The following is a 12910-nucleotide window of genomic DNA, read 5'->3' as shown; positions in this document are numbered from 1 at the left end:
ATAGAGCCAACAACATGGGCCAGTATTCCGGCCAGGGCCACGCTCCATTTACCTTCCTGGATGGCGGAGAACATTTCCAGGGAGAAGGTTGAGAAGGTGGTAAGAGCGCCGCAGAGGCCGGTGATGGCAAACAGGCGCCACTCCGGCGCCAGCGACGTGCCATGCACGAAGTAGCCGATCAGCAGGCCGACGAGCCAGCCGCCCGAGAGATTTGCCACCAGGGTGCCATAGGGGATGGCGTGGTAGCTGCTGTTGAGCCAGAGGCCCAGGGCCCATCTCAGGTTAGCGCCGATAACGGCTCCGGCGCTTACGGCCAGGATTGATAACCACATTCTTATGCATCACCTCGTATTTGACTTTCAGCCATCCCGGTTGCTTCGCCCCCGAACTCGCCCTAGGCTGAACGCAATTCGGAGAAAACACCATTATGTCCAACAATAAGAAAGCACAAATGCAGAAAGAATTCGACTACATCGTAATAGGCGCCGGCACCGCTGGCTGCCTGTTGGCCAACCGGCTGAGCGCGGACCCGGCCAACCGGGTACTGCTGATCGAAGCCGGCGGCCGGGACAACTATCACTGGATCCATATTCCCGTCGGCTATCTGTACTGCATCGACAATCCGCGCACCGACTGGCGTTTCCGCACAGAGCCGGATCCCGGCCTGAACGGCCGCACGCTGATCTATCCCCGGGGTAAAACCCTGGGCGGCTGTTCCAGCATCAATGGCATGCTCTACATTCGTGGCCAGGCCCGCGACTACGATCAATGGGCGGAGATCACAGGCGAGGACGCCTGGCGCTGGCACAACTGCCTGCCCGACTTCATGCGCCATGAGGATCACTATCGACTGGATAACGGCGGCGACGCCGACCCGGACCACCACAAATACCATGGCCACGGCGGCGAATGGCGCGTGGAGCACCAGCGCCTGAAATGGAAAGTGCTGGAAGATTTTGCCACTGCCTGCGTCGAGGCCGGCATTCCGCGAACCCGTGACTTCAACCGCGGCGACAATGAAGGTGTGGACTATTTCGAAGTGAACCAGCGTTCAGGCTGGCGCTGGAATACCTCCAAGGCTTTCCTGCGGGAAGCCGAGAAACGCCCGAATCTTTCGCTCTGGCATTCGACTCATGTGCTCGGACTGGAAACGGAACCCTCCGGTTCCGGCCCCCGCTGCACGGGGGTGCGTGTCGACCGGCCGGGGCAAGGTGAAACCTTTGCCCTGGCAAAACGGGAGGTCATTCTCTCCGCCGGCGCCATCGGCTCACCGCAACTGCTGCAGCTGTCCGGCATAGGCCCGGCGGATCTCCTCAAAGCGCATGGCGTTGATGTGGTCGCCGACCTGCCCGGTGTTGGCGAGAACCTGCAGGACCACCTGCAGATCCGCTCCGTGTACAAGGTGAAAGGGGTTACAACCCTGAACACCATGGCCAACTCGCTGATCGGCAAGGCGCGCATCGGTCTGGAATACCTGCTGACCCGCTCCGGCCCCATGAGCATGGCGCCGTCACAGTTGTGTCTGTTCACCCGTAGCTCCGAGGAATTCGACTACGCCAACATCGAATACCATGTCCAGCCCCTGAGCCTGGATGCTTTCGGACAGCCGCTGCACAACTTCCCGGCCATTACCGCCAGTGTCTGCAATCTCAACCCCACGAGTCGAGGCACGGTGCGCATCCGCAGCAGCGATCCGAAACAGGCACCGGCCATTGCTCCCAACTACCTGAGCACTCCCGAAGACCGGAAAGTAGCTGCCGATTCATTGAGGGTGACCCGACGTATTGCTGAACAGCCCGCTTTCATGCAGTACCAGCCGGAAGAATTCAAACCCGGCCTGCAGTACCAGACCGACGACGAGCTCACCAGGCTGGCCGGGGATATCGGAACTACCATTTTCCATCCGGTGGGCACCACCCGGATGGGGCGCGTGGATGATGACCAGGCGGTGGTGGACCCTCACCTGAGGGTAAGGGGCGTGGCAGGTCTGCGGGTGGTCGATGCCAGTGTGATGCCCACCATTACCAGTGGCAACACCAACTCGCCCACCCTGATGATTGCAGAGAAAGCCGCCCGCTGGATCCTGGGCGGCGAATAGTTTGCCAACCGGCCCCTGATCAGGCCGGATTGTGGTCGATCAGCGTGTCCTTATTGCGGGCGAACTCGTCAAACGGGAAATCGTCGACGGTCAGCATTTCCAGTACTGTGGTTTCATACTGGCGCATGAAATCCGCCTCTTCCTTGGTGAAGATGTCTGCTTTCAACGCTGCCTCGAAGCGTTCTTCAGGATGCAGCGCGGTCATCGGCAGCTGTCCCTTGGCATAGGCTTTGGTGGCCTTGCGATAGAGCTGCTCAGCTTTATCGTAGTCCTTCAGCAAGCCATTGTAGCGAGCCACGGGGTTCTCCACTGTACCTTCGCCGTTGGTGGTCCAGGTGCTCTGCAACAGCTTCTCACGGACCGGGCTGTCGGTGGAAATAGCACGGGCCAGCTTGCGCGACAGGTCGTCGTGGGGCTTGTCCCAGCGACGGCCCAGAGGCATGGTGATGGCACGCAGGGCCAGGGCAACCGGGCGGTTAGGCAGATTCTGCAGGAATTCATCCATGGCGTTTTCTGCACGATACAGAAGCAGTGCCATGCTGTATTCCATCAGGTCCCGCTCACCGTCAACCGGCTGGGTTTCGTGCCAGTTCTTGAGCACCATAGAGGCCAGGTAGAGGTTGGCCAGCACGTCGCCGAGGCGGGCTGAAATCAGCTCGCGCATTTTCAGCTCGGAGCCCAGGGTGGTCATGGCGGCATCTGCACACAGGCCGAAAGCGGCGCTGAAGCGGGCTACGCCCTGGGCGTACTTGCGGGCAGCGTGGTCGAACGGCACGTCCGCCTTGCCAATTCCCAATGCCTGGGTGAAAGCACGGGCGGCGTTACCGAAGATCAGGCCGGCGTGGCCAAAGAACGCATCATCGAATGCGTTGATGTCGTCGTTGTCCTTCGCTGCCAGTTCCTTGAGCACGTAGGGATGACAGCGGATCGCGCCCTGACCGAAGATCATCAGGCTACGGGTCATGATGTTGGCACCTTCCACAGTGATGGAAACCGCTGCACCACTGAAGCCGATACCCAGGTAGTTACGAGGGCCAAGGGTGACGGTTTTACCACCATGGACGTCCATGGCATCAGTAAGGACCGCACGCTGCATTTCAGTCAGGTGATACTTCAGGATAGCTGACGGCACAGCCGGCTTCTCGCCCTTGTCGATCATGTTGGCGGTCTGGTTCACCGCGGACTGGGCAATGTAGGTCTGGGCCGCAATGCGGGCCAGGGGCTCCTGCACACCTTCCATGTCCGCCACAGGGGTGTTGAACTGGCGGCGTATGCGGGTAAAGCCACCGGCAGTACCAACGGAATAGGCCGCAGCACCGGCAGCACCGGATGGCAGGGTAATACAGCGGCCAACGGAGAGGCACTCAACCAGCATGCGCCAGCCCTGCCCCGCCATTTCCTGGCCACCAATGATGTAGTCCAGCGGAATGAACACATCGGTGCCCTTGATGGGTCCGTTCATGAACGGTGTGCCAATGGGGCAGTGACGGCGGCCGATTTCCATACCCTTGGTGTTACGGGGAATCAGCGCACAGGTAATACCGTAGTCCTTGGTATCGCCCAGCAGCCCGTCGGGATCAAACATGCGGAAGGCCAGGCCCACCACGGTGGCAACCGGTGCCAAGGTGATCCAGCGCTTTTCGAAGTTCAGGCGCAGCCCCAGCACTTCCTTGCCGTCAAATTCGCCCTTGCAGACGATACCGGTGTCCGGCAGCGACGTGGCATCGGAACCGGCGCGAGGCCCGGTCAGGCCGAAGCACGGAATCTCACGACCGTCTGCCAGGCGCGGCAGGTAATGATTCTTCTGTTCGTCAGTGCCGTACTTGACCAGCAACTCACCCGGGCCGAGGGAGTTGGGTACACCCACGGTGACCATCAGCATTTCGTTGGCGGCAAGCTTCTGCAGTACCGCCGTCTGGGCTTTGGCCGAGAAGTGCAGGCCACCGTATTCTTCGGGAATAATCATCCCGAAAAAGCCTTCCTTCTTCAGAAAATCCCACAGCGCCTCCGGCAGATCGGCACGCTCAACGGCCAGATCCCAGGCATTGCACATGGAAATCGCCTGGGTGCACTGGTTATCCACGAAAGCCTGTTCTTTTTCAGACAGGCCGGTATTGCGGTTGATCAGCAGGTTATGCCAGTCAGGGCGACCGGTGAACAGTTCACCGTCCCAGCTCACGGTGCCCGCTTCCAGTGCCACTTTTTCGGTATCGGAAACTTTCGGAGCCACTTTCTTGAACATGGCGAACACCCGGGGGGTCAGCCAGCTCTGGCGAAATCCCGGGAGGCCCGCCGCCGTAGTGATGGCCGCGCCGATGAACAGGATCAGCGCCAGCAGGCCCGAGGCGAAGAACAGCGAAAGCAGGCCTGTTACCACCATAACCCCGATCGCAGGCTTGGCGCCGGACTCCTTGCGCATAACAACAAGGAGCCCGGCAACAGCAACAAGAAACAGTATGAAAGTCATCATGGATACTCTCTGTCGTCCGTGGTTTTGAATGTCAAAAATTACAACTCGTTACGTTCAACCTACCTGATCAGATGAACCCTGACCAGCAACTGTTTCACTATCAGGCAGTTACAATAACCCGAATACCTTCCAGTGACAGGCTGGCCTGGCTCAGCGCCGTTTCCGCGGCCGCCAGTTGCTCCCGGAAAAACTCGATCTCATCATCGCGAATCACCGGGTTCACTTTCTTCATGGCCTCCAGCCGGCGGATTTCAGGGCCAAATACCTCTCTCACCCGAGCCAGTGCGGATGCCCGCAGTGGTTCCAGATGGGGATCTGCCAGATTTTCGGCATGATCAACCATGGTTTCCACCTGCGGACGTATCTGGGGAACGATAGCCTGGGCGGTGCGCCGGCGAATATTGGAACACATGTCGTTGAGCCTGTCGTGGGGCAGTGTGGCCGACAGATCACGCCCGTTCACATCCACCAGCAGTCGCAATGGCGAAACCGGCAGGTAGCGGGACAGCTGCAGCGACTGCGGCGCCGGGCAGTGCACTGTAAAGAGGGCTTCCAGCAACAGGGTCCCGGGTGGCAGCGCCTTGACCGTCATGCTGGCAAGGGCGGCTTTGCCCAGACCGGAACTGGTGACCGATTCCATCACGCCGGTTACCAGCGGGTGCTCCCAGCTCATAAACGCCATGTCTTCCCGCTCGAGGGCCTGCTGACGGCTCCAGGTAACGGTCAGGCCGTCTTCCGGAAGTTCCGTTACGTGCCCTGCCTGGTATTGCTCCCCGGGGCGCAGCACATCCGCGTGTTCCGAGTGGTCCTCGAAATCCACACCCAGGATATCGCAGGCATCGATCATGTAGTCCCGTACCAGCGCCGATTCTTCCTCGGATTCGATCTGGGCAATCAGTTCCTCTGCCACGTCCGGGCGGCAGGAATTGAGCTCGATCAGAGCGTCCCGGCCATTGCGCAACAGTATGCGCAGGCGTTCCGCCTCTTTCCGGGAGTCCTCCAGCAACGCCGGCAGCTCATCAACATGGCCATCAATGGCAGCCTGCCACCGTGATGCCACATGATCATGAACTGCAACGCCTACAGAACAGCTTTCGTTGAAGGCATTCAGACCTTCTTCGAACCAGCGATACTGGCTTTCCTGGGCGGTTCCGCGGAGATAGGGGATGTGAATGTCGATGGTGTCAGTCTGGCCGATGCGGTCAAGCCGGCCAATCCGCTGTTCCAGCAGATCCGGGTTCGCAGGCAAGTCGAACAGGATCAGATGATGGGCAAACTGAAAATTGCGGCCTTCGCTACCGATTTCCGAGCAGATCAGCGCCTGGGCACCCTGTTCCGTATCTGAGAAGTAGGCGGCGGCGCGGTCCCGCTCGATCAGGCTCAGGTGCTCATGAAAAGCGGCGCTACGGATACCGGCCCGCAATTGCAGGTAGTGCTCGAGCGCCATGGCTGTCGATGCCTGGGCGCAGATAACCACCACCTTGGCGGGTTTCAGGCCGGAGAGCGTCTTTTCCAGCCAGGCCACGCGAGGATCTTCCGCCAGCCATTGCTCCTCGTCTGCTGCGGTTTCGGGGGTCAGCCCGGCAATGCCGTGGCACATATCCCGGCCTTGATAGAGCTCCGGACAGGGCAATGCAGCGGGCAACGGATGGCGTTCCGGGAAACCTCTGATAGCCGCACGGGTGTTACGGAACAGTACCCGGCCAGTGCCATGGCGATCCAGCAGTGCGTCAATGAGTGCCTGTTCCGGCTGCTCGGAAGATATCAGCGCATCCAGTTCGTCACCCAGCCAGCCCTTAAGGGCTTTCCGGTCTTCACCGGAAATTGCCGCAACGCCCTGCTCACGGATACGCGATACCACCTGATTGATGACTTCGTACTGCTGTTCTTCTTTGCGGAAGGCTTCCAGGTCGTGAAACCTTGCGGGGTCCAGCAGGCGCAAGCGGGCGAAGTGACTCGCCACCCCCACCTGCTCAGGCGTTGCCGTCAATAACAGCAAGCCTTTACTGGCTGATGAAAGCTGTTCAACCAGGCGGTATTCGGGGCTGGCCGCTTCCGGACTCCAGGCCAGATGGTGAGCTTCATCCACGACCATCAGGTCCCACCCTGCGGCAATGGCATCCGCCTGGGCCTGTTCACTGCTCACCAGAAAATCCAGGCTGCACAGGGCCAGCTGTTCGCTTTCAAACGGGTTTTCATCAGCATCCGCCAGCTCGTCATCCTCGTCCGGAAGCTCGGCGAAGTCATCCATGGCGTCGTAACGCCCCTGGTCGATGATCGAGAACCGCAGGTTGAATCGCCTCAGCATCTCCACCAGCCACTGGTGCATCAGCGAGTCAGGCACCACGATCAATACCCGGCGGGCGCGGCTGGTGTGTAACTGATAGTGAAGGATCAGGCCCGCTTCTATGGTCTTGCCCAACCCCACCTCGTCTGCCAGCAGCACCCGGGGGGCGTAGCGTTTTGCCACCTCGTGGGCGATATAGATCTGGTGCGGCAGGTGCTGGGCACGCGCACCAATGAGGCCCTGTGCGGACGATGCCCGTAAGCGATCCTGGTGTTGTGCCGTCGCCATACGCAGGCGAAACGCACCATTGCGGTCAAACTGGCCGGCAAACAGGCGCTGATGGGGCGCGGAAAAGTCCACCAGACTGCTGAGCTTTACTTCGGAAATCTGTGTCAGGTTTTCGCCGCCGTCGTCGGCGTGATACATGAGTACACCACCAACATCCTCGACCGCACGGACGACAAAGCGCTCACCATCAAAAGTCTCTATATCCTCGCCAATCTGGTAGATGATTCGCGACAGAGGGGCGTTGTCGATAGCGTAGGTACGCTCTTCGTCTGCGGCAGGAAACCCCAGGGTCACCCGCCGGCCTGAAATATCCGTGACAATCCCCAGCCCGAGCGCAGTATCACTGTGACTCACCCAACGCTGGCCAATTACGAATTCCGATGTATCCAAGAAACCTCCGACAGATTCAGCTTGCTATGACGGCTTTATACGTCTGTATTCGATGGCCCGTTTTCACGCACCCAATAGGCGGTTGCCCCGCACACCGCGGCAGGAACCACAACGAGGTTCAGTACCGGAACCATGGCTGCAAGGGCCACTGGCAGTCCGAAACCCAGGGCTGACAGGCGGGTATCTCCCAGCAGGCGGCGCAGGGCGGGAAAACTTACCCGGTGGTTGTCTGCAGGATAATCAACATACTGGAGCGCCATCATCCAGCTGTTGAAGAGGAACCAGAGCACAGCAGCCACCAGGTTAACCACTGGGATGATGCCAATTATGAACAGGCCAACGGCACGAGGCAGGTAATAGACGATTTTCTGCACCTCCCGCCACAATGAGCGGGGAATATCGCGGACTATCTGGCTCCAGCCATCCTCGGTGCTGACTTCCTGACCGGTCAGGTGTTTTTCAGTCAGTTCCGCCAGATAGCCATAAAAGGGAGAACCAAGCAGGTTGGCCACGATAACGAAGCCGTAGGCAAGCATGAGCAGGATCACAGCTCCATAAAGCAGCCAGAACAACCAGTCAAGGCTCTGCAACCAGGCCCAGTCCGGCAGCCAGTTCATTGCAGCGGCGATCATTGCAGAGAAAACTTCAGCCAGGAAATAGAACAGGAGGCCGAATAACAAAACATTAATAACAAGGGGAATAACGACGAACAATCTCAGCCCTGGCTGCCGTATCAGCCGGAATCCTTCTCCAAGGTAACCCAGGCCGCGGAAAAAATTACCCTTCAACATACCTCGCAGCACCTCAGCCTCAATGACAGTAACCGGGCGCAAAGCATATCATGTTGCAAACTCCACCACAGCCCGACGGTGTACATGGGATTTCTGACACAACGTATCCGCTTTCTGCTTGATTATCAGCCGTTCTGGCGGGCGATGCTGGTCATTTCAGCAACAGCCATTCTCTACCTTGCAACGACCAGTGAGCCCTACCCGGTTCCTTCCTCTGACAACGACAAACTGAATCACGTTCTGGCGTTCCTGCAGCTGGCAATTGTCACCCGTCTGGCCTGGCCCGGGCTCAGCCGGCTCTGGATTGCCCCTGCCCTGCTGGCTTTCGGGGTGTCGATCGAGGTTGTCCAGGCCCAGCTACCCTATCGCACCTTCGCGGTCTCCGACATTGTGGCAGATGCCGCAGGCATTGCCATCGGGCTTCTGCCATGCCCGGATTTTATCCGGCTTCGCGCAACCGCCCCCCGGGACAGAAAAGGCGACGATCCGACCTGACAGGGGTCTGCATGCTCGGATCTGAGACATGCGCCCGAATCCTTGTGAGACATTTCCTACAAACGCGTAGGATCTTGCTGCGACGTTACGTACGATCACCCGGCCAGAATCGCGCGGAAAATCTCAACCCACTGATATTAATAAACTTATTAAATCTTCTCAGCGATCTCAATCCGCCAGCCATGCACAATTCACACGCCTGTAAGATTTCGATTGGTATAGTGATCGCGTTAGGGATGACAGGGAATCGGACGACGCACTGGACGCACCCCCGCAACTGGATGCAGGGAGAGGCAGGGAAAGAGGGAAGCCTCGCTTAAGGGATAACCAATTGGATCGCCGGCTCGGACGCCGGCACCAGGGACTGGCAAGGGAAAATGACAACAGGAGGTTGTCAACAACGCAGGGATGCGACACCTGTTCCGAAAGAGGGTAGCCGAGAGGTTACCTTCTTTTTTTTCGTCCGTTTATCGGGCCGGAGTCTTGCCCGCCCGATAGATCCGCACACGATTGAACTCTTCGAACTCTTTCAGATCTGGCCAGGTGCGGGCCTCGACCACCCGCTGTTGCACATAGTGATCGTCACCGAGATTCTTCATCCGTGAATCAGCCAGCAACACCTGTGGTGCAGCCTGCCTGAAAACCGACAGTAAAGAACGATTCTCGGGGTCGTACAAGACATCCGCCGCTGTCACCAAGCCCACGCTATCCGGGCGCTCCCTCCAGTCATCACACAGCGACACTCTGACACCGTTGAGCCTGGCATTCGCAGCTGCAGCATCCAGCGCTGCGGAGTCAATGTCGCAGGCGATGGCTTCTCTCGCGCCGGCCATGGCAGCGGCAATCGCGACAATGCCGGAGCCGGAACCAAAATCCAGTACCGTTTCCCCTCTCACCAGGTGAGGATTGGCAAGGATATACGCGGCAAGCGCCTGACCGCTGGCCCAGCAGAACGACCAGTACGCTGGCTCGGCCACCACGGCCTGGGCTTCCTCATGACTGATCGGCCCTTCCAGCACTGAGGGATCGAACAGATACAGGGAAACCTCCGGGCATCCCGCCGGAACAGTGGCGGCCACACGTCCACGGCTCAGGGTTGTCGCCAGGTGCTGATCAAGAATGTCGGGGGCCATTAATCCTCCGGAGCGCTGAGCTGACAGGGGAAGGCATTGTAACGACTGCGGCGCCGACCGGCACCTGCAGGCGAGCAAAAAACCGTCACGTCCGTTATACTGCGCCCTCATTTCCAGCACGAAACAGAACCTTTCATGCCGTCCAGACCTGATACCATCGACTACCTTGCCCTGTTCCTGAACGACGTGCCGTTGATGGATGTGCGGGCGCCCGTCGAGTTCAGCAAAGGCAGTTTCCCCGGTGCGGTCAATGCGCCGCTGATGAACGACGAAGAACGCCACAGGGTGGGGATCTGTTACAAGGAAAAGGGGCAGGACGAGGCCATCGAGCTTGGCCATCAACTGGTTTCCGGGGACATAAAGGCCCAACGCCTGGAGGCCTGGCGGCGCTTTGCCGCTGAGCATCCGGAGGGTTACCTGTTCTGCTTCCGTGGCGGCTTGCGTTCACGTCTGACCCAACAATGGATTCGCGAGGCCGGCATTGACTACCCCCTGGTAGCCGGCGGCTACAAGGCCATGCGCCGCTTCCTGATCGACAGCCTGGAATCGTTGATCGAATCCTCCCGGTTTGTCATTCTCAGCGGCCGCACCGGCACTGGCAAAACCCGTGTCCTGCAACAGCTTCCCAACCCGGTGGATCTCGAAGGCCTGGCTAACCACCGTGGCTCCAGCTTCGGGCGCCAGGTTACGCCACAGCCGTCACAGATTGATTTCGAGAACCGGCTATCGGTTGCCATGCTCAAGGCCCACCACCACGTGGGTGGACCGGTTTATCTGGAAGATGAAAGCAGACTGGTAGGCCGCTGTGCACTGCCGGAAAGTCTTCGTGACCGGATGGCAGCAGCACCCCTGATAGTGATTGATCAACCCATCGAGGAACGCATCCGGATTATTCGTGAGGACTATGTCGACCAGATGTCGGCGGACTACACGGCCCGCGATGGCGAGGAGGCCGGCTGGCTCAATTTCCGTGATTACCTTCTCAGCGCCCTGGACCGGATCCGTAAACGCCTGGGCGGCGAACGTCATAACCGGCTCCGGCAAATGATGGAAGAGGCCCTGGACATCCAGCTCCGGTCAGGGGACGTGAAGGCCCATCACGAATGGATTCGCTCACTGCTGGAGCACTACTACGACCCCATGTACGACTACCAGCTGGACCAGAAACAAGGCCGCATTGTTGTGCAGGGTGGGCCAGAAACCATTCGCGAATGGGCCAGGGGCTGATCGTCTGCATAGCGGGTTTTCGAAACATGGCTGCTCGGGTTACACGTTTGCCATAAACCTCTGCTATAACAAAACAGAGGCCCGTCTGGTATTCACCACCGGCGCCCGCTGTCAGTTCAAACAAAACCAGTACTCAATACCGATAAGGAGCAACTGAATGGATGATCTTCTGGAAACCAACATTAACGCAACGGAGCTATGGGATCAGGCACTGGCCCTGATCATGAACTATGCTCCAAAGTTCGTGCTGGCAATCATCACCCTGGTTATTGGTCTCTGGCTGATCAACCGGTTCGTTGCCGTTCTCGACAAGAAACTCGGCGCCAAAGATCCCACCCTGAACAAGTTCCTGTGCGGTCTGATAAGTGCCGTTTTCAAGGTCATGCTGCTGATCTCGGTCGCATCCATGATCGGTATCGCAACCACTTCGTTCATAGCTGTTATCGGTGCCGCCGGCCTGGCCATTGGTCTGGCACTTCAGGGCAGCCTCGCGAACTTTGCCGGCGGCGTTCTGATTCTGATCTTCAAACCCTTCAAAGTAGGTGACACCATCGAAGCTCAGGGTTTCCTGGGCGCAGTGGCCGAGATCCAGATTCTCTATACTGTGGTGAACACTTTCGATAACCGCCGCATTGTTATCCCCAATGGCAGCCTGTCCAACGCAACCCTGGTGAATGTCAGCATTTATGAAAAGCGTCGTTGCGACATGACCTTCGGCATTGGATACGGTGATGACATCGACAAGGCCAAGGCCATTCTCCAGCGCCTGTTTGATCAAGACGAACGCTCCCTGAAAGATCCCGAGCCGCTCATCTGTGTGGCGGGGCTGGGCGACAACTCCGTGGACCTGATGTTCCGGGCCTGGGTACCCACCGATGACCTCTGGCCGTACTACTGGGACATGCATGAAAAAGTGAAGAAGGCGTTTGATGCCGAAGGTATCACTATCCCCTTCCCGCAGCGCGATGTGCACATCCACAAAAGCGAGTGACTGGTATCTCAACAACACAATCTGTAACTCGCATTCTGTACAGGCTCAACTAAGCTGACCAATAATGACGGTGGCGCCTGCAAACGCAGGCCACCGCCAGGCCACCGGAACCGGTGAATGCACAACCCGCCGGTTCCAGTACCGCTGTCATTGCTGGTAGGAGGCTGTCACTATGCCGGTACAGCAGTTGAAGGAGTACCTCGACCACGCAGGCGTGGAGTACATGTGCCTGTCACACCCCGCCGCATTCACCGCCCAGGAACTCGCCCACCACGTCAAGATCGCTGGCGACCGGGTTGTCAAAACTGTCATTATCGAACTGGACGGCAAGATGGCCATGCTGGTGATGCCCGCTACCTGGCGCATTCGCTGGGACCGGCTTACCAGCATCCTAGACACTGATTTTGTTGATCTCGCAGACGAACAGGAATTCCAGGACCGCTTCCCCGAATGCGAGGTGGGCGCCATGCCACCCTTTGGCAATCTCTTTGACATGTCGGTCTACTGCGCCGAGGCTCTTACCCGGCAACCGGAGCTGGCCTTTTCGGCCGGCAGCCATACAGAATCCATTCACATGAAAACCGAGGACTTCCTGAACCTGGTTCATCCCATGGTTCTGGAACAGGGCTTCGTCAGGCCAGGAGCCCAGAAGCCCGCCTGGCTGAAAGGCCGCACTCGCAGGGCAGAGTCGATGACCGACAGCCACGCGGCCAACCTGGCGGGTTACTGACAGCAAAAAC

At 58.7% G+C, this 12910-nt stretch carries 10 protein-coding genes; 5 read left to right on the top strand and 5 right to left on the bottom strand.

What is annotated here, in order from left to right; all coding sequences use genetic code 11:
* Positions 1-332: fluoride efflux transporter CrcB (crcB, locus tag ACESMB_RS05865; RefSeq protein WP_372925500.1), on the bottom strand; the 332-nt coding region annotated here is incomplete at its 3' end.
* Positions 333-427: 95 nt separating this feature from the next.
* On the opposite strand from crcB, the gene ACESMB_RS05860 reads away from it, so the two are divergent.
* Positions 428-2098, top strand: a complete 1671-nt coding sequence (locus ACESMB_RS05860; protein ID WP_372971105.1) for a GMC family oxidoreductase — start codon at positions 428-430, stop codon at positions 2096-2098.
* A 19-nt stretch (positions 2099-2117) separates the two neighbouring features.
* On the opposite strand, the gene ACESMB_RS05855 is transcribed toward ACESMB_RS05860, so the two are convergent.
* From ACESMB_RS05855 to cysZ, 3 genes are all read right to left on the bottom strand, one after another.
* On the bottom strand, positions 2118-4565 hold the full coding sequence (locus ACESMB_RS05855) for an acyl-CoA dehydrogenase (RefSeq protein ID WP_372925502.1): 2448 nt from the start codon (positions 4563-4565) through the stop codon (positions 2118-2120).
* 103 nt (positions 4566-4668) lie between these two features.
* On the bottom strand, positions 4669-7533 hold the full coding sequence (rapA, locus tag ACESMB_RS05850) for an RNA polymerase-associated protein RapA (protein ID WP_372971104.1): 2865 nt from the start codon (positions 7531-7533) through the stop codon (positions 4669-4671).
* Between the two features lie 35 nt (positions 7534-7568).
* Complete coding sequence (gene cysZ, locus ACESMB_RS05845) at positions 7569-8324, bottom strand: sulfate transporter CysZ (protein ID WP_372925497.1); 756 nt, start codon at positions 8322-8324, stop codon at positions 7569-7571.
* A gap of 84 nt (positions 8325-8408) precedes the next feature.
* Between cysZ and ACESMB_RS05840 the strand changes: the two genes are divergently transcribed.
* A complete protein-coding gene (locus ACESMB_RS05840; RefSeq protein ID WP_372971103.1) occupies positions 8409-8819 on the top strand; it encodes a VanZ family protein in 411 nt (136 codons plus the stop codon).
* A 467-nt stretch (positions 8820-9286) separates the two neighbouring features.
* Here the strand turns inward: ACESMB_RS05840 and ACESMB_RS05835 are convergent, their stop codons facing one another.
* Positions 9287-9952 carry a 50S ribosomal protein L11 methyltransferase gene (locus tag ACESMB_RS05835; protein WP_372925495.1) on the bottom strand — a complete coding sequence of 222 codons (666 nt, stop codon included), beginning with the start codon at positions 9950-9952 and terminating at the stop codon, positions 9287-9289.
* Between the two features lie 135 nt (positions 9953-10087).
* Between ACESMB_RS05835 and mnmH the strand changes: the two genes are divergently transcribed.
* From mnmH to ACESMB_RS05820, 3 genes are all read left to right on the top strand, one after another.
* On the top strand, positions 10088-11179 hold the full coding sequence (gene mnmH / locus ACESMB_RS05830; RefSeq protein ID WP_372925494.1) for a tRNA 2-selenouridine(34) synthase MnmH: 1092 nt from the start codon (positions 10088-10090) through the stop codon (positions 11177-11179).
* 157 nt (positions 11180-11336) lie between these two features.
* Positions 11337-12170: a mechanosensitive ion channel family protein gene (locus ACESMB_RS05825; protein ID WP_372971102.1), complete on the top strand. Its 834-nt coding sequence runs from the start codon at positions 11337-11339 to the stop codon at positions 12168-12170.
* Between the two features lie 172 nt (positions 12171-12342).
* Complete coding sequence (locus ACESMB_RS05820) at positions 12343-12900, top strand: aminoacyl-tRNA deacylase (RefSeq protein WP_372971101.1); 558 nt, start codon at positions 12343-12345, stop codon at positions 12898-12900.
* Positions 12901-12910 lie beyond the last annotated feature (10 nt).

Source organism: Marinobacter sp. (assembly GCF_041686475.1).
GTDB lineage: Bacteria > Pseudomonadota > Gammaproteobacteria > Pseudomonadales > Oleiphilaceae > Marinobacter.
This window is presented reverse-complemented; position numbering and strand designations above follow the sequence as displayed.